General features: G+C 38.4%; 16 protein-coding genes. 6 read left to right on the plus strand and 10 right to left on the minus strand.

The features are described from left to right. Positions 1–6: 6 nt before the first annotated feature. The 4 genes from WJR50_RS18180 to WJR50_RS18195 form a co-directional block, all read right to left on the minus strand. A complete protein-coding gene (locus WJR50_RS18180) occupies positions 7–1,098 on the minus strand; it encodes a formylglycine-generating enzyme family protein (RefSeq protein ID WP_341294733.1) in 1,092 nt (363 codons plus the stop codon). A gap of 96 nt (positions 1,099–1,194) precedes the next feature. Beyond that, a complete protein-coding gene (locus tag WJR50_RS18185) occupies positions 1,195–1,608 on the minus strand; it encodes a DUF2141 domain-containing protein (RefSeq protein ID WP_341294734.1) in 414 nt (137 codons plus the stop codon). A gap of 69 nt (positions 1,609–1,677) precedes the next feature. Beyond that, the gene (locus WJR50_RS18190) at positions 1,678–2,742 is read right to left on the minus strand and encodes a Gfo/Idh/MocA family oxidoreductase (protein ID WP_341294735.1); all 1,065 of its coding nucleotides are present in this window, start codon (positions 2,740–2,742) and stop codon (positions 1,678–1,680) included. 121 nt (positions 2,743–2,863) lie between these two features. Further along, positions 2,864–3,331: a nuclear transport factor 2 family protein gene (locus WJR50_RS18195; protein WP_341294736.1), complete on the minus strand. Its 468-nt coding sequence runs from the start codon at positions 3,329–3,331 to the stop codon at positions 2,864–2,866. Between the two features lie 48 nt (positions 3,332–3,379). On the opposite strand from WJR50_RS18195, the gene WJR50_RS18200 reads away from it, so the two are divergent. The 3 genes from WJR50_RS18200 to WJR50_RS18210 all read left to right on the plus strand — a co-directional run bounded on the left by WJR50_RS18200 (position 3,380) and on the right by WJR50_RS18210 (position 6,505). After that, positions 3,380–3,961: an LOG family protein gene (locus WJR50_RS18200; RefSeq protein WP_341294737.1), complete on the plus strand. Its 582-nt coding sequence runs from the start codon at positions 3,380–3,382 to the stop codon at positions 3,959–3,961. A gap of 574 nt (positions 3,962–4,535) precedes the next feature. Then, the gene (locus tag WJR50_RS18205; protein ID WP_277479773.1) at positions 4,536–4,739 is read left to right on the plus strand and encodes a Sec-independent protein translocase subunit TatA/TatB; all 204 of its coding nucleotides are present in this window, start codon (positions 4,536–4,538) and stop codon (positions 4,737–4,739) included. Positions 4,740–5,056: 317 nt separating this feature from the next. Continuing rightward, positions 5,057–6,505: a M48 family metalloprotease gene (locus WJR50_RS18210; protein WP_341294738.1), complete on the plus strand. Its 1,449-nt coding sequence runs from the start codon at positions 5,057–5,059 to the stop codon at positions 6,503–6,505. Positions 6,506–6,518: 13 nt separating this feature from the next. Here WJR50_RS18210 and WJR50_RS18215 read toward each other — a convergent pair whose 3' ends face one another. From WJR50_RS18215 to WJR50_RS18225, 3 genes are read right to left on the minus strand one after another with little or no spacing between them, the layout of a single operon-like run. Beyond that, on the minus strand, positions 6,519–7,370 hold the full coding sequence (locus WJR50_RS18215; RefSeq protein ID WP_341294739.1) for a transglutaminase-like domain-containing protein: 852 nt from the start codon (positions 7,368–7,370) through the stop codon (positions 6,519–6,521). Further along, the gene (locus WJR50_RS18220; RefSeq protein ID WP_341294740.1) at positions 7,371–8,321 is read right to left on the minus strand and encodes an alpha-E domain-containing protein; all 951 of its coding nucleotides are present in this window, start codon (positions 8,319–8,321) and stop codon (positions 7,371–7,373) included. Positions 8,322–8,325: 4 nt separating this feature from the next. Continuing rightward, positions 8,326–9,798, minus strand: coding sequence for a circularly permuted type 2 ATP-grasp protein (locus tag WJR50_RS18225; RefSeq protein WP_341294741.1), 1,473 nt, complete (start codon positions 9,796–9,798; stop codon positions 8,326–8,328). A gap of 310 nt (positions 9,799–10,108) precedes the next feature. Between WJR50_RS18225 and WJR50_RS18230 the strand changes: the two genes are divergently transcribed. Further along, positions 10,109–10,372, plus strand: a complete 264-nt coding sequence (locus WJR50_RS18230; RefSeq protein ID WP_341294742.1) for a hypothetical protein — start codon at positions 10,109–10,111, stop codon at positions 10,370–10,372. Positions 10,373–10,416: 44 nt separating this feature from the next. On the opposite strand, the gene WJR50_RS18235 is transcribed toward WJR50_RS18230, so the two are convergent. Together WJR50_RS18235 and WJR50_RS18240 are read right to left on the minus strand one after the other, a co-directional pair. Next, the gene (locus WJR50_RS18235; protein ID WP_341294743.1) at positions 10,417–12,867 is read right to left on the minus strand and encodes an ABC transporter permease; all 2,451 of its coding nucleotides are present in this window, start codon (positions 12,865–12,867) and stop codon (positions 10,417–10,419) included. 59 nt (positions 12,868–12,926) lie between these two features. Beyond that, complete coding sequence (locus tag WJR50_RS18240; RefSeq protein WP_341294744.1) at positions 12,927–15,398, minus strand: ABC transporter permease; 2,472 nt, start codon at positions 15,396–15,398, stop codon at positions 12,927–12,929. 349 nt (positions 15,399–15,747) lie between these two features. On the opposite strand from WJR50_RS18240, the gene WJR50_RS18245 reads away from it, so the two are divergent. Continuing rightward, positions 15,748–16,065: a hypothetical protein gene (locus tag WJR50_RS18245; RefSeq protein WP_341294745.1), complete on the plus strand. Its 318-nt coding sequence runs from the start codon at positions 15,748–15,750 to the stop codon at positions 16,063–16,065. Positions 16,066–16,335: 270 nt separating this feature from the next. Next, a complete protein-coding gene (locus WJR50_RS18250; RefSeq protein WP_341294746.1) occupies positions 16,336–17,274 on the plus strand; it encodes an endonuclease/exonuclease/phosphatase family protein in 939 nt (312 codons plus the stop codon). Here WJR50_RS18250 and WJR50_RS18255 read toward each other — a convergent pair. Next, complete coding sequence (locus WJR50_RS18255) at positions 17,271–18,995, minus strand: amidohydrolase (RefSeq protein WP_341294747.1); 1,725 nt, start codon at positions 18,993–18,995, stop codon at positions 17,271–17,273. The genes WJR50_RS18250 and WJR50_RS18255 overlap by 4 nt on opposite strands. Between the last annotated feature and the right edge of the window lie 17 nt (positions 18,996–19,012).

Consider the following 19,012-nt stretch of genomic DNA (forward strand, 5'->3'; position numbering starts at 1 on the left):
AATTGGTTAAAGATCTTCTATGGGTTGGGGCCAGAAAGCCTCAATTTGTTCTTCTGAGGGTGGATTTAATGGCCTGATCACTCTGAAGCCTACAAAACGAGCATCTGTATGCCACCAGTCGCTCTTTGGGATTTGAGGGTCCTGCTGCTTCCAGCGGGGGGTGGAAGGTATCCGTGATGCTGATCGGAGCACTTCCGGATCATCATCCCATGATCCACCTCTTACAGTACGAGGATATAGTTCGGTAGGAGGATTGTAGGGCACTGCCACGCCATCTTCCAAAGAGGCATAAAATTCAGGATCATATTGGTCTAAGGTCCACTCGGATACATTACCGTGCATATCATAAAGGCCCCATGGGTTTGGTTTTTTCGTACCTATCTTTTCATACCCACCATTGGTATTTCCATAGTGCCAGCCATATTCATCAAGCTGAGCTGCGTCATCCCCAAAGGAGTAAGCAGTAGTAGTACCTGCACGACATGCATATTCCCATTCGGCCTCAGTAGGCAGCCGGTAAAACAAACCTGTTTTAGCGCTGAGCCACTTACAAAACATCTGAGCAGAATACTGTGTCATGCATATGGCAGGATATCCATACTTTCCCATACCAAAGCTCATATCCAGGTAGGGAGGAGTAGGGCGAGATACTGCGTCTACTGAAGGAATATTTGCGCTTTCCAGACCTCCACTTTCCATGGCTAGTCTTTTTTCCTGTTCCTGAAATACAAAAATTTCGTACATATCCCAGGTGGTCTCAGTACTGGCCATCCAGAATGGATCAATTTTTACATTTATTTGAGGTCCTTCATCATCCTTATGATTAGGGTCACTTTCTGCGCTCCCCATAAGATATTCTCCCCCTTCAATAGGAATCATTTCAAAGGAGACTTCACTACCGGGAATGGTTTCGGTATAAGCTTCAAAATCAGCTTTTTGCTGAGCACTATTCCATAATGATTTGATTTGATGAGAAGGCAATACAATTGCACATAAGAATAACAAAGTAATGACTTTGTTGAACAGGTTGATTTGGGAATAAAGAGGTTTTAAATATTGTACAAAAGCTAATTGAGCTTTATTTAAATAGTTTCTCATTCAATTGATAATCTTTAAAAACTGTTAATAATGTGAAGTGATGTGTGCATAATTTGCAAAATTTAACGAAATCCTTTAGTTAGGGCAAACAATTTATTAGAATTCCTCTACAGTAATATTCAGTTTTACCTGTGCCTGATTGATTTTCACTTTGGCTGATTCATAATCAGGACCGGAGAATTTGGGCCTGTGGTCATTTGAAAAACCATAAGCTTCTTTGGGAATACCCATAAAGTTGGTGTCCAACTCATCGTTGGTATTTGTATCATGATAAACGGCGACTGCATAATCTCCGTAAGGGATATTTTCAAAAATTAACTCTACCGAAGCGCTGTTATCAGCGGATATTGCTTGGGCCTTAAATGGTTTTCCATTGGGAAAAGACTTAGCATTTTCAAAAATGGCAACCCTTACATTTCCCTCATTACTTTCCAGCCCATCTACTATGATTGTAAGGGAGGCAGTATTTCCTGACTGATAAATACCATTGGAACCAATAGGATTCAGCATTATCAAGCAGGATATAAGTTTGAATAAGTATATCATGCAGTAATAACCAGAAATCAACTTTATTGATTATTATAAATTTATGGTTTTTCCTGTTTTGAAAGACTTGTCTGCAGCAAGAACGATTTTCATACTATTGATGGCATCCTGGTGGTGTTGTGATAAGTCCAGATCTTCCCTGATCGCTTTTAAAAACAGCTCCTGCTCAAGATCACACAGCCCCTGATGATCAGGTTCGTCAGCCGTGCTTACAATTTCATCAGGAATAGTAAATTTACCATTGCTGTCACGGTCAGCTTTGTGAACTTTCAGCGCATTGGTTTTGGAGTGGGCGTCTACATCATCAGAGGCACTTTGAGAATCCATAATATTAACACATCCTTTAGGCCCAACTACGTCTTTAACAAAGAATGCCGTTTCACTCATCATGGGTCCCCAGCCAGCTTCATACCAACCTACTGATCCATCATCAAAAGTAACCTGAAGCTGTCCGTAGTTATACATTCCCTCTTGTATCTCGTCTGTCAAGCGAGCTCCAATAGCACTTACGCGTACAGGCTTAGCTTCTGTCATCAGGCACATCACATCTACATAATGTACGCCACAATCCACAATAGGAGACATAGACTTCATGAGGTTTTTGTGCGTTTCCCAAGTAGTACCGCTACTCTGCTGATTCAGATTCATACGCATTACCAGGGGTTTACCTAAAGTTTTGGCAATCTCAATAAACTTTTTCCATGCAGGATGTACTCTCACAATATATCCTATCAGCAATTTTTTATTGTACTCCTTAGCAGCATTTGCAATTTGCTCACACTTTTCTACTGTCTCAGCCAATGGTTTTTCTACGAATACATGCGCGCCAGCTTTAAAGCTTTTCAATACATATTCATAGTGAGTATCAGGATAAGTATTGATAGATACTGCATCAGGTTTTGTGGATTCCAGGGCTGTATCTATATTATCAAAAAGTGCTATATCTCCACCCAACTCTTCTGCAAGTTTTTCCCGACTGGCTGCTCCACGGCTTACCAGTCCAACAATATTAAATTCAGGCATTTTGTGATAGGCTTTTGCATGAGATGCGCCCATATTTCCACATCCTACAACTAATACATTGATAGGGGTGCTCATAATAAAAAAGGTTTTGTAGTGTTAAAAATCTGTTGTGAATTGTAATATTAATAATTTTTCCTGCTCAAGCATTGGTTATGCAGGCATTTAAATGTGAGCAGACATTCTTTTTTAAAATAATTCAGGGACAATTCTCAAGACGTCGCGTGTCAGTAATTACCAGTATTTTCCATCCTTCCTCATCTTTGTATAACTGAAATGCATTCACCCCGCAATGGCTGAAGTTTTTTCCCAGGTAAAATTCGTAGGGAGTCCATGCCGAAGCCAGACGGTCATCAATTTTGATTTCATAAGAGGTGATTCTCTCATCCCATATTTCTTCGTGTGGGCTAGCTACAGCCGCCATAAATCTATCCAGCGAAACTTCCTGTAAGCTCACCTCGTCCGCTTTCTCTATGACAGTCAGTAGCTGGGCATTGGGTGCAAATAAATCCTCTAGCAGCAAGGTGTCACCTTCTCTCATGCCTTCAAAAAGTTGCTCAATGGTACTTATCACCTCTTTTTCTTCTGTGCTTTGTGCTATTAAGGGCAGAGAGCATAACTGAACGAGTAAAAACAGAATTATGCAAAATATATTTTTCTTGTACATAAGATAAGTTGTAGCTTCGCAGTGAAAAGAATTTAGAAACACTAATTAATGAAAAGTATTGCAGTTTTTTGTGCTTCCCGGATAGGAAATAAGCAGATTTATCATGAAACAGCGGTGGAGGTAGGCCGAATGCTGGCTCAGAAAAATATCAAAATCATCTACGGAGGGGGTAAAGTAGGTCTGATGGGGGCTTTAGCAGATGCTGCACTAGAAGCAGGAGGGGAGGTCGTTGGCGTGATTCCCTATTTTTTAGATGAAAAAGAAGTAGGACATAAAGGTTTGACTCAATTGATCAAAGTTGAATCCATGCATGAGCGTAAAATGAAAATGTCAGAACTTTCAGAAGGTGTCATTACCCTTTCCGGAGGATTTGGTACGCTGGAGGAACTTACTGAGATGCTGACCTGGTCACAATTAGGATTACATCAGAAGCCCATAGGTATTCTAAACACAGAAGGATACTATGATTTCATGGAAAAACTATTTGATCAGATGCTGGATGAAGGATTTCTGGCAGAAGAAACAAGAAAAATCGCTATTTTTGACAGCAATCCAGCGCATTTATTCAATAAAATGTGCAGCTTTGTACCAGAACATTTATCACAATGGCTAGATAGGGATAAAACATAAAAAAAGCTCAAGAACACTTGCTCCTGAGCTTTCTGCTAAACTAACCAAACCAAACTATGCTATGTATAAATTTGTTCAAGCTTATTTATAATTGAAGGGGTAGTCTTTACTATTCCTTCAATTAATTTTTTTCTATTTCTTAATTAGATAACACCTTTTCTTCTATAGAACGTTTCAAAACTTTTTAATTTTATTTAAAATCACTTGATTTTTTCAAGTAATTTTTGTTGAAGCGTCTAATCAAATATGTAACGCACTCAAAAAATAAATAGTGCCTTATCCGAAAAAAAATTTAAAGCTTAATATATTGACATTCAGAATCTTATGAGTGTTAATTATCAGCGTTCGTAGAACGATTTTCTCTCCTAAATAATTGTAAAGTGTTTAAAAATATGATTCTGGATAATCATCAATAAAGCTGACAGGTAAAAATTTGAGCTGATAAATCAGTTATCAATATTGTCATTAAAAATAATTTGCACTTAGCACTTTATTTTATTGAAAAAGGTTACATTAGAATATTATTTGTGATTGAATAACTCTGAGACACACAATTTAATTAACAGATACAATTATGTTAGCAACGTTATTATTCATCGGTGGATTGGGAGGATGGGAAATCATGGTCATTCTCCTTGTTGTTCTCGTATTTTTCGGTGCCAATAAAATTCCTGAAATCGCAAGAGGAATGGGTAGAGGTATTCGTGAATTTAAGGATGCAACCAAAGAAATTAAGAATGAGGTTGAAAATGGTATTAAGCTAGACGAGAAGAAATGAAAAAACTATCTTGCTTGCTTTTCAAGATTTAAAGCTGCCATAGGCAGCTTTTTTTTGTATAAGCTAAAATTATTGATTTTTAAATTTTTCTGGCTACGTCCATATTTTTCCTTTAGATAAACGGTAATTTGTATCTCCCTATCATACCTGAAGAAAGATTAACTATCTGCTGAGTTACGGTGATTTGTAGAACAAGCTCTACACTGCTCCCCAAATATGTCATTTATTTGCGTTCAATAATGCTCATTACCGGTCTGTTCAGCCTTTGCATTGATTTTGGACATCAAAAATAGGCAAAATCACAAAATTCAAAGATCATGAAAATGCAAAGGATACTCTTCACTGGTATAATAGTAATCATGCTATTGATTTTAGAGAGTTGTGCAACCAATCCAGTTACAGGTAAAAAAGAGTTGATGCTATTGTCTAAAAGTCAAGAAATTGCGATGGGTAAGCAATCTGATCCTGAAATCGTCAATTTTTTTGGCTTATATGATGACCCAGAAATGCAAAAGTTTATTCAGGAGCGTGGAGAAGAAATGGTGAAAGTATCTCATCGGGATGAATTGGATTATGAATTTAAAATTGTTGATTCACCGGTTATCAATGCATTTGCGGTGCCAGGAGGGTATGTGTATTTTACACGAGGCATCATGGCTCATTTTAATAATGAAGCGGAGTTTGCAGGTGTACTTGGCCACGAAATAGGACACATCACTGCCCGACATTCGGCCAAACAATACAGTAATTCTATGATTGCTCAGGTAGGATTAGCTGCGGGCATGGTGATATCGCCCGAATTTGCCCAGTTTGCAGATATCGCGCAGCAGGGTATAGGCTTACTTTTTCTTCAATTCAGTCGTAATCATGAAAGGCAGTCGGATAAATTGGGTGTAGAATACTCCTCCAAAATTGGTTACGATGCAAATAAAATGGCAGGTTTCTTTCAGACATTAGACAATCTAAGGCAGACAAGTGGAGGGGAAGCCACTCCTACATTTTTATCTACTCACCCTGACCCACAGGATAGAGAACAAAGAGTAATAAAACTTGCAGAAAAATGGAAAGAAAAACTTCCCGAATCTGATTTTAAGGTAGAGAGAAATGATTACCTGAAAATGATTGATGGTATGGTCTATGGAGAAGATCCGAAACAGGGTTTTGTACAAAGGGGCTCATTTTTTCATCCGGTTCTAAAGTTCAGGTTTCCTATACCCCAACAATGGACCATACAAAATACGCCTCAACAACTTCAAATGGCTGAAAAAGATGGCAATGCTTTGATGATTCTAAGGTTAGCCCAGGGTAGTGCATTAGATGAAGCCGGAAGGGCAGTATTAGAACAAAATCAACTTGAACTAATTGAGTCCAAGGAGCTTAATGTCAATGGATTACCTGCAATCGCTATGCTTGCAGATCAAAAGCAGCAAGTAGGTAAAATCAGAACTTTAACATATCTGATCAAGTATGATGGAAATATATATAATCTCATGGGAATCAGTAGAGCTGAAAGTTTTAACAGATACAGCGACATATTCCTAAAAAGCATGAGAAACTTTAGTGAACTAAAAGATCCTGAGATGTTAAATGTTGAAGCAGAAAGGATCATTATTCGTGAAGCACCTGAAAATGGAACTTTGTCCAGTGTTTTGAAGGCATTAGATGTAGATCAAAGCAGGTTAGGCGAACTGGCTATGCTGAATGGTATGAATCTAGATGATAGGGTAGAGCAAGGGACCTTAATCAAAACAATTGGTATGGAGTAGAAACAATGTAGAGTTATTGATCTACCACGCTGACAGAATATTCAGTGTAATTTATTGTACCTGGTTTGATAAAGCCGTTGATTGCACGACAATCTTCATAATCCTGACCGTCAGCAATTTTGATATAATGATGGTCAGCGAAAAGGTTGTTAGTAGGATCAAAACCTACCCATCCGTACTTGGGAAAAAGTACTTCTACCCAGGCATGCATCTGAGCTGAGCCTAGTATATCCTGTCCCTGATGCAGATAACCAGAAACATAACGGCAGGGAATATGCTGACTCCTTAATATTCCTAACATAAAGTGTGCATAATCCTGACAAACACCTTTCTGGGATACTAATGTTTCTCTGGCATTGGTAAAGGTGGTAGAACTATTAGGCGTATATCTTAAGTAGTTATGAATACTTTGGTTGAGGTGATTGATATACTCCAAAAGCGCTTGATTTTGCTTTTTTAGCATATATTCGGGAAGCTCAATTACAGAAATATCAGTCAGGTATGATTGGTTGAGAAAAGGATAGGCATCAACCTGAAATGATTCAGAATCAAGTATCTGCTGTTCTTCTTCCAGTGCCAGCATATCAAATTGGGTAGGAAAAACAGTATCTTTTTCTTTCTGCAGCAAACATTCATAACGAAAGTTGAATTTTCTGAATGGCTTCGCTAACCTCAGGCAAAGTTTGTAATAGCCAAACACATTTTGAGCATAAAAGCGAGTTCCTTCAACAGAATGAGTAATTTTATCTTTGACGATACTTTGTCCACTTGTCTCGTCAGGAGCAACCAGAAACTCAAAAAATGCTTCTAAAACTTCTTCTTCGTAGCGATTAGAACTTTCATAAGTAATTTGATATAGAATCATCTAGTATTGCAGATATTGTTTCTCTAAAGTATTCCCGATTTGGATTAACTGATTCTCAAGCTGGAATAGAAATTCTGCACCATCATCTACAATATCATCTACGGTAAGATAATCCATATAGGCAATAAGCTTGCCTGTCAGAAACTCTGCTGTATCGGGAGTAACTGCCTGATGATCACCTATGATGGTTAGGTTCTGCTGCAATTCCTTGAGATTAAAAAGCACAGACTTTGGAAACTTCTTGTTCAGGATCAAAAACTCAACTCCTCTTTCCCGATTAGGCGATTCATGATAATAATGACGGCTCATATCAAAACCTCCTGCACTGCGGAGCAATGATGCCCAATGATATCCAACAACAGCAGGGCTTAAGTCCTCAGAATCCAGTTTATTGATATCCTCTAGTTTGGTTATCAGGATTTTACATATTTGCAGCGTTCTCTCCAGGTTGATACCAGCCCTTATCAATGACCATGACTGGTTTCTGAGCAAAGTATTGTCAGCAACCCCTTTGATAATGTTCACATGATTGAGAATGTGCTTGCAGTAGTCATAAGGTCCTTTCCTCTGAAATGTTTCAACTGTGTACTTTGCCGAAGAATGATAAAAACGGTTAATGGTTTCCCATACCTCAGTGGATAAATTGTCTCTCAATCCTCGGGAATTTTCTCTCACCAGGGAGAGATAATTCTTCATAGAAAAGTGGTATTCATCATCTATTGTGAGGAAAAGGATCACCTTATCGTCTTCAATCTGTGGGTATCTCTCGTAGTATGCGTCTGTAGCTCTGGCCATACTTAGCATAGACTCTAGCGCCATTTGTTTGTTCAGTGCACGCGGGGCATCCGCCGATGAGAGATACTGTGCGTTTAAGTATCTGGACAAATGTTCTAATCTTTCAATATATCTTCCTGTCCAGAATAGGCTATTGGCTGTTCTTGATAACATCATAATATTAATCCTGATAAACCCAGGTGTCTTTAGATCCACCTCCCTGAGATGAGTTTACAATCAAATTTCCTTTTCGCAAAGCAACACGAGTAAGTCCACCTTTACATACATGCTCAATATCGTTACCTGTAAGTGAAAAAGTTCTGAGGTCTATATGTCTGGGCTCAAACAAATTGCTGTCTTCTATATAAGTTGAATGTACTGACAAAGACATAATAGGCTGAGCGATGTACTTTCTACGTTGTGTCTTTATCACTTCCTTAAATCTTGAAATCTCGTCTTTGCTTGCTTTATTACCTATGAATATACCGTACCCTCCTGATTCGTCTACCGGCTTTACCACCAGGTTCTGTATATTATCAAGTACATACGCGAGGTCTTCATCTTTCTCGCAGCGGTAGGTATGAACATTACTGAGGATCGGATCTTCGTCCAAATAATATTTGATAATATCAGGCACATAAGTATACACTGCTTTGTCATCCGCTACACCAGTTCCTATGGCATTTGCTAAGCTCACATTACCTTCTCGGTACGCTGAAATTAGCCCGGGAACCCCTAATAAAGAATCTTTACGAAAAGCCATAGGATCAAGAAAATCGTCATCCACACGGCGGTAAATGACATCTACTTTCTTTGGTCCGTATATGGTTTTCATATAGACAAAATTATTCTCCACAAAAAGGTCACGACCTTCTACCAGTTGTACGCCCATTTGTAAAGCCAGAAATGAGTGCTCGTAATAAGCAGAATTGTACATGCCGGGAGTGAGCAGAACACAAACCGGATCGTCTACTCCGTGAGGAGCAACACTCGTCAATACTTCAGATAAGACTTCAGGATAATCAACCACAGGTTGCACATCACTTTTGAAGAACAGGTTTGGGAGCGTTTTCTTGGTGGCAATGCGGTTAGACAACACATAGCTTACTCCTGAAGGGCACCTTAGGTTATCTTCTAAAACATAATAATTACCATCCGAATGTTTGATAAGATCGGTACCGGATACATGTACATACACATCCTTATTAGGGTAAAAGTCATGAACATGTTTACAATAGTGTTTGGATGAAAATATAAGTTCTTTAGGCACTACCTTGTCTTTCAGAATTTTTTTGTCATTGTACAAATCCTGTAGAAAAAAGTTTAAAGCCCTGTTTCTTTGAATAATGCCCTTTTCTATGGTTTCCCATTCTTTATTAGGTATTACTCTTGGAAATAAATCAAATGGAAAAATACGTTCAACTCCTTGTTCTTTATCAGAATAAACATTAAAAGTGATCCCCTGATCAAAGGAAGAGCTTTTAGCGTATTCATTTAGATCTTTAAAGTCTTTAAGACTAATTTGTGAGAGATATTCATGTACCTTCTGGTAGTGTGCTCTTACTTTTTTGTCCCCATCGTAGACTTCGTCTAATAGCTGAGGATCAAAAGGGTATTTTTTAAGGAGATCACCCAGGCTGTTTTCTTGCTCCATAGTATAAATATCGGTTGTGCAGTAAATTTAAAAATAGGAAAAAATAACAAAATACAACGATATTGATCGGAAAGCTTGAAAAATATTGTCATCGTAGCAAACAACAATATAAAAGAATACAAAAAATTGATTTTGTGATGTATAATAATGCTGCTATTCTTTGAAAATGAGCTGAAGTTAACAGTACTTCAAAAATACGCATTGCAAATACTGTGGAAAGAAAGGATGCGCTTGTATTTTGTAACAAAACGAATAGTGAAGCCTTACTAATAATTGACAAACAATTCAAATCCCCTATGTTTGTATCCTTATGAACAAAGAACAATTGCAACAACTCAGCGACGAAGAATTAAGATCAACCTTCAGGAAGCATAATGTAAATGGGATTGTGATCTCACTTGCCCTGCTCGGTATATTTTTACTCCTTTACTTTGTACCTCTGGGCATCAGTCCGGAACTTATGTACTACTTATTTTTAGGTCTGATTATACTTTCGGCAGGTTTCGGCTTGTGGTATAACATCAGTAAACGCAAATACTTTAAAGAGTTCAGGGAGCGAAATATTCGCTTCTAAGACTATTGTACTTGTTCTTTTTCTAATACAAAAGAATAGAGAATCTACTCATTTCTCAGACTTTCCACCGGATTGCTCCTGGCGGCAGTGAGTGACTTATAACCCACAGTAAACCAGGCGATTAACATAGATAATATAAAGGTTAAAACGAAGAACCATACTGAAAGGGAAATCCTGTATTCAAAAGTCTCCAGCCAGAATTGCATAGCGAAATAACTGAGCGGTGCAGCAACCAGAAAAGCGATAATAACCAGCAGGGTAAACTCTCTTGAGAATAGATAAATGATATGGTTGACTGTAGCACCCAAGGTTTTTCTTATGCCAATCTCTTTGCGTCTTTGTAAGGCCAGATAAGATACTAAGCCAAATAATCCCAGACAGCCGATGAAAATGGAGAGGAAAGAGAATATTTTGAATGACTGATACATCACATCTTCAATCACATAAAAAGCATTCATTTCAAAATAATCATCTAACGAAACTGCGGTATAAAAGTGATCTGGAAACTGACTTTCCCAGGCATCCTGTACAAAAGTGAGCTCATGTGCAGCCTTGGGTGTATTCAGGCTGATTGCAGCAGTATGTATTCTCTCATTACTATAATACAATAGACAAGGATGAATTTCTTCCTGGAGAGGAGCATTAAAAAAGTCTTCAACTACTCCCACGATTACAGTTTCTCTTTCACCATCAGTTTTAATGACCTGACCAATCGCATCTTCTGCCGATGAGAAACCAAGGGTTTGGACAGCTTTTTCATTGAGGAGTACATTATAAGTTTTAAGGCTATCATTGAGCGATACCAAATCACTTTCCCGAAGGTTTCTACCTGCCATCAACGCAATATCAAAAGTTTCCAGATAATTCGGATCAGTGGTTTTTCGCTCTACTCCGTATTTTTCAGCATCGCCTTGTTGTGGATTATACATTGATGTCCAACTGGTACTTCCTGATAAAGGTGGGCCTGAATTGAATGATACTTTATCAACTATACTATGAGTAATGAGCTGGTTTTTTAAAGCCTCAATCTTTTGTGCATCACTTTCCGGAATAAAAACGATGTTCACATCATTCTTTTTGAAACCAAGATCCTGTTCATGTACAAATCGCATTTGGGTAGCCACTACAATAGTCCCAAAAATGAGCACCTGAGAGATTACAAACTGCACCACGACCAGAGATTTTCTTAGAGAAAACTTACCGCCAAAACCAGTATTTTTGGCATTGATAGATTGCTTCAAGGCTTCGGCTGGGCGAAAGCTAGCCAAGACATGAGCGGGATAATATCCTGCAAGGAATGTAATGAGCAGTGATAATCCAATGAGGAAATAGATTACTGATTGTTGGATCTTGAGTCCAAAGTCAATGACTACGGATAGATACTCGTTGAAAACCTGGACGAATTCATTAGCCAGATAAAACCCGATCAAAGAAGCAGTAAGGGTAAGTAGGAGGGTCTCAAGCATGTACTGTACAATCAGTTGTATTTTAAGGCTCCCCAGCGCTTTTCTTACCCCAATTTCTTTGGCTCTCTTAACCGATTGTGCAGTTGCGAGATTGATAAAATTGATACAGGCAGTCAAGAGTACAATTAAGCCCATACTCACAAACGCAATGATCAATACACTGGGAGTAGCATATGTTGTGCCCCCATAAAGTTCGTTGGTGTGGATATCGGATAAGGCCTGGAGACTGTAAGTTTTTCTTGCCGCAGTCTCTTCATCAAAATACTTACTGACAAAGCCATCAAGCTGACTTTCAATCCTTTCTTTATTGTAACTTTCTTCCAGAGTAACAAAAGTATAGCTTCCTGAACTGGTACTATTCCATGCTGTAAACCATTCTGGGTTAAGTTTTTCAAACGCTAACATAGGCAATAGTATCCTGAAAGTAACATTTGTATTTCGGGGTGTATTTTCCAGAATAGCAGAAACCTGATATGGCTCCTTTTCAACAATTACTATTTTGCCCAGCAATTCCTGGTAATTACCTTCAAACGAATTACCAAAAAATTTATCGGCCAGCTCTTTGGTGAGGATCACTTCTCCGGGAGTACTCAGAAGATCCTCTCGCTGTCCGGCAATGAGTTGATAATCAAATGTTTTGAGGTAATACTGATCCGCATAAGCAAGGTCGTCCTCTTCAAACATCTTGTGATCACCGTTTTCCTGCGGAATTTTAACGACTACATTTAGCTGATTAAATACCTGTGTGACCATCTCCAGCTCCGGAAAATCGTTTCTTAATGCATTGGCCAGAGGAAATGTGGTATAACCCTGATAAATCATACCATTAGCGCCTCTATAATCTTCAACAATGCGATAAATACGGTCAGATTTACTGTGAAAGTCATCAAAACTGTATTCATGCTTCACAAATGCATAAATAAAAATGCAACATGCAATGCTCAGTGCTAGTCCTGAAACGTTGATCATCGTATTGAATTTGTTACGTTTCAGATTTCTTAAAGTAGTGGTCAAGTAATTTCTCAGCATTGGAATAATAGATTAAAGAAAGTGTATTACATGATGAAGCTTTATAGATAATTTAATTATCATTCTGATCTTAAAGATTCAGCAGGATTTGCGTGTGCCGCTCTTATGGATTGAAAGCTCACGGTTATCCAGGCAATGAGCAGCGCGATGATTCCTGCAAAAAGAAAGATACCTAAGCCTAAATTGATATGATAGGCAAAATCCTGAAGCCACTGATTCATGGCCAGGTAGGAGAGAGGTACTGCGGTAACAAATGATATCAGTACAAGTCGGGTAAAATCTTTGGAAAACATATAGACGAGTTGAGATTCACTTGCTCCCAATACTTTTCTGATTCCTATTTCTTTGGTTCTTTGTTCAGCGGTGAATGAAGCAAGTCCAAAGAGCCCCAGGCAGGCAATGAATAACGCAAGGCAGCAAAACACCGTGAAAATCTTTCCTACTTTCTGGTCGGCCTGATATAGGTTGTTGAAGCGCTCATCCATAAAGCTGTACTCAAAAGGTAATTCAGGTACAAACTTTTTCCACTCAGCTTCCAGGAAAGAAATGCTTTTTTTAATATCCTCAGGTTTAATCCTGAATGAAATTGCTGCAGTACTCTTGCCCATCATATGCTTTTCATTGCCGATGACCATTACCATTGGAGAGATTTTTTCTCTCATGGTTTGATAATGAAAATCCTGCACTACTCCTACTACGTGGAAGGTAAACATTTCTTCTGGTTGCTCTCCAAAAGAGCTTAACAATTTTCCTATCGGTCCTTCCTCATCACTATCCAGCTCAAACTGTTTGACGAAAGACTCATTGACAATAATCCCCATGCTATCGGTACTATATTCATGGGAAAAATTTCTGCCTTCCACGATATTCATGCCCATGGTTTCAATATAGTCATAGTCAACGCTCCACCAGGGAACAGAGGTAGTATGCTCATCATTAGGATTTCTATCCCTGAAAATAGCGCTGTTGTTATTGCTGATACTATTAGCAGGTAAATAGGAGGAAATAGTACCATTGAGGATAGTGGGGTTCCTCAACATTTCCTGCTTGAAAGCATCAATCTGATCTCCCAGATAATAAGTGTTATGCAATACCAGTATATGTTCCTTATCGTAGCCTAGTTTCATGTCACGAATAAATTCCAACTGCTGGTATACCACGGTTGTACCGACAATCAGGATTATGGAAACACCAAACTGAAATACCACCAAACCTCCTCTCAACCAGTTATTACCCATTCCTTTGGATATTTTTCCTTTTAACACTTCAATGGGTCTGAATGAAGATAAAAAGAAAGCGGGATAACTTCCTGCCATCAAGCCTACGAGGAGTATGGTAGCTAAAACAGCGAGTATTACCCACTCAGGTTTAAAGCTGGTGAAAGTAAGTTGCTTACCTGATAAGTCATTAAAATAGGGGAGTAACACTTCTGCCATCAATAATGCTAGGACCATAGAGATTGTGGAGACTACCAATGCCTCAACCAAAAACTGAATAATCAATTGCTGGCGTTGTGAGCCCAGAGTTTTACGGATTCCCACTTCTTTTGCCCTTCCTGCTGAACGGGCAGTTGATAGGTTCATAAAATTAACACAGGCAATCAGTAGGACAAAGAAAGCAATCGCTGCGAATATATATACGTATTTGATATCCCCATTTGCCTCATGTTCAACTTGTAGGTTTGAGAATAAATGTATATCCAACAATGGCTGTAAAGTGTATAAAAAAGCATTACCAGCCTCTATAAACTCATCCATACTAATATTGGCAAACTGCTTTAGTTGAGGGGCCGCGTAGGTTTTGAAAGTTTCATTTAATTTCTTTTCCAGCAGCTTGGGCTCAGCATCTTCTCGCAATAAGAGGTAAGTATGAAAATTATTGCTTAACCACATGTCATTTCTGCTTTCTTCCAGAGAAGCCATAGAAAACATCACGTCAAAATGGAAATGTGAATTACTTGGCATGTTCTCAAATATCCCGCTGATAGTATATTCATTTTTTTCTCTTCCTACCTGTATGCTTTTACCTATTGGTGGATTTTGCTCCCAATCGGATCCAAAATACTTTACAGCATTATCTGTACTGATGACGAGATGATTGGGTTCGGTGAGTGCTGTATTGGGATCACCAAATAACATAGGGATGCTAAACACTTTAAACACCGTAGAATCAGCGTAAACTACCCGGTTTTCTTTATAGACATTTTCACCATCGTATAAATTTGTACCTCCTCTTTGTCGGAAACGAACAGCAGAAATTACCTCAGGGTAATTGTCTGTTACTGCTTGGGCGAAAGGGCCCGGTACTACCGCGTAGCTACCTTCCTGTCCTCCCATTTTATAGTAGCCGTTGATCCTATATATCTGCTCAGCATTTTCATGATGTTGATCATAACTTAGTTCATCTAAAAGGTAAGCACTGATGAGCAGACAGGTTGCAAGGCCGATGGAAAGACCAAGAATATTAATTAATGCATAAAATTTTTGCTTTAGTAAGTTTCTGGTAGCGATGCGCAGGTAGTTTTTGAACATAATAATGCTGTTTAATTATTTACATAAGGTGAAAAAATGTGCCAGATACAAAATGGGCTTAATTTTAGTAGAATCAAGCTTTTGAGGGAGGGTAAGTGTACAAAGACGTACATTTTTGTTCAAGAACGAACACTAGAGCCGTAGAAATTAAATGTAGTCAGGCTTATCAAGTGAGATTGAATTTATTGAATAACAGGCCTAAGTAAGAAAGCAGAGGGAATTTATAATTCTGTATTTTTATCATTAAAATATTTTTACTATTTTGAGTGAATTGATGAAATTAATTCAATGAATGTGGAGATTCATTGAATGTAATTATGCAAAAAGAGTAAAAATTTATTTAAAAATTATGAAAACTATAGAAGTTAAAGGTCTGCATTTTTATTATTACTTGACCTGGCAATCCCATAATGATACTTCAAGTTTGAGTTTCATTCCTAATGAGGAGAGTCTTCAGTTTATTTTAGATGAGGAAGTATCAGCTGATAAAATTTTGTATGATATTTATTCTTTTATGGATGACTATTTTTTTGATCTGAGAGAACGATTTGACTTCATTCCTTTTTTTCAGAAAAACGTAGAACTGTTTGAAATCAATATTGTCAAAAAAGATATAAGTACTAAAGAGCTATCCGGTGTAATCCATGAGTATCTGAGAGCGGCTTGAGCAATTTGGTATACGCTAGAGACCAATATCCATTAATCTCATGAACACTTCTGAATTTTCCTTTCTCTGATTGGGTATCTTTTCCTCACATTGTAGTGATTAATATCTCTTACCCTGATATATGTTGATCTGTTACTTTTGTATGAATTTAATTAATGTAAGAAATAATGACATATAAGTAGGATAATTGCGCGCAAAGATGATTATGTCCACCTATTAAGCAAGTTGGTATCAGGCTTGAATTTATGCTGATAGCATAACCGAAAGCCTATGAAATTTTTAAAATTTACAATTGCTTTTTTAGTACTCACTAGTTCACTGATTTTTATCCTTCCTACAGAGAACTTCTACATAGATTTGGTGCAGTCATTTACATTCCACGCAATGTTAGGTTATGTAGGGTTAAGTGCTCTTTTTGCGATATTTCGCTGGAAATATGTGACGTTAACAGCGATTTCTGTAAGTATGCTATTAGCATTCCATTTGTTGCCGCATATCAACAATGGCATTAGCAATGAATATGTAATGAATGGAAATACCTTTAAAGTAGCTCACTTTAATGTATTAGGAAGTAACAGACATTTTGATGACATCATTAATAATTCCATCAAACTCAACGCTGATATATTGTCATTTCAGGAAGTTGAAAGAGCATGGGCTTTAAAGTTGATGGATGGCTTGGAGCATCAATATCCATATTTTGCGATTACTGAACATGAAAGGCATGGGGTAGCAATATTTTCTAAATACCCATTACAGGATCTTCATACTTATAAGTGGACCGGCGAGCCTACACTCACTGGTAATATTATCTACAATGATAAGCAAGTACATTTTGTGACTACCCATACACTTTCTCCCAGAAACCCTCAGCGCTATCAGAACAGAAATGAGCATTTGACTAAACTGGCAGAATATGTAAAAAATATAGATGGGCCGGTTTTAGCCATAGGTGATTTCAATGCAGTACCCTGGAATCAGTACATCGTAAAGATTAAGGAAAGCACTGATCTTGTTGATAGTAGAAAAAGTATTGCTTCTACTTATCCGGCAAACTATCCACTGGGCTTACCCATTGACTATATCTTTCATTCTGACGAACTGAGCTGTATTAATTTTGAAGCCATTGAAGCGAAAGGCTCAGATCATAAGGGTATAATAGGTGAATATGCTTTTAATACGCCTACTATGCTGGTAGATATGAATTAATCATCCCGCTTGTACAGGATTTTTCCACCAACGATGGTCATATCAGCAGTAGTATTTAATATCTCTTCCTCTGGGATAATCATGATATTTTGAGAGAAAACACTGAAGTCTGCCAGTTTACCTACTTCTATACTTCCTTTGATATCTTCTTCAAAAGCGCCATAAGCCGCATCCAAAGTATAGGACTTTAATGCCTCCTCTCTGCTCATTTTCTGGTCAGGCTCAAATCCTCCTTCTGGTTCACCTGCTAGAGTTTTGCGACTGACTGATGCGTAGAAGCTTGCCAAAGGATTAATTGGCTCAACTGGAGCATCTGAACCATTTACAATTCTTGCTCCGCTATCAAGTAACTTACGCCACACATAAGCTCCTTCTATGATTCTTTCTTTTCCTAATCGCTCAATTGCCCAGGGGCGATCGGATGACATATGAATGGCCTGCATAGCTGGTATTACGCCTAAAGCACCAAATCTGGGAATATCTTCAGCACTTAAATGCTGAGCGTGTTCAATTCTGAATCTATGATCCTGGGCCAGTTCCGGTTTTTCATTAAAAGCTTTTTCATATTTATCCAGCACCTCACGATTTGCACGATCTCCGATGGCATGGGAACAAACCTGAAGGCCACTTTCCAGGGCTTTCAAAGAAGTCTCATAAACATAATCAATGGGTGTAGTATTGTGTCCATACTGACCTGACATGTCTGAATATTCTTCAAGTAGCCATGCACCTCGGGAACCCAGAGCCCCATCCATGTAAAGTTTAATGCTTCTGATAGTTAAGAAATTATCACCTAATCCTATGGCTGGGCCATTTTCATAATATTTTTGCAGAAGCGTACTGTCATTACCGCTGATCATTGCCCAAAGCCTGACTTTTAATTTGCCTTCTTCGGCAAGTTTCCTGTAGAGTTGTTCAATCTCCCCGTTGATCCCGGCATCCTGAAAGGAAGTGATGCCATGCACCAGACATTCCTGCATAGCCATTTCAGCAGCGCGCGCATTTCCTTCTTCATTTATGGCAGGAATTCGTTGGGTAACCAGTCTCATTGCATTTTCATTGAAAATACCCGTAGGATTGCCTAGTTCATCTTTGATGATTTCTCCACCCTCAACTTCATTCACTTCTGGTCCTTCCTGCTGGATATTGGTAATACCGGCTATTTCCATCGCTTTGGCATTCGCCAGAGCGGCATGTCCACTAGCATGTTTCAGGTAAACAGGATTATCCGGTGCGACTTCGCTCAACCCATGATGCGTAGGAAAGCCTTGAACCATAATGGGTGCGAGCGAGTCCCATTTATCCTGATGCCAGCCTCTTCCAGTGATCCATTCTCCAGGCTCAGTATTTTTGACTGCTTCTGCTACCATTTCAAGAACTTGTTCATAGCTTTTTGCTTGTAACAGGTCAAGGTTCATCTTATTCATACCTACACCTATAAAATGAGCATGCCCTTCAATAAAACCAGGAGTCATAGTTTTGCCTTCTAAATCAACAACTTCTGTCTCTTCACCAATCCACTTTTGCACTCCCTGATTATCTCCTACATAGACAATAGTATCATTAATCACAGCTACTGCTTCTGCTTTAGGTTGATTTTCATCTACAGTATAGATCTGCCCATTGCGAATGACCAAACTCGCGGTTTCTGTTTGCTCAGTACACGAAAACACAGAAAGAATAACAAATAAAATTAGGCTGATTAGGGATAAGCGAGGCATGTTTAAAGTGTTTATGT

Origin of the sequence: Catalinimonas locisalis (genome assembly GCF_038039535.1) — a bacterium.
Lineage (GTDB): Bacteria > Bacteroidota > Bacteroidia > Cytophagales > Cyclobacteriaceae > Catalinimonas.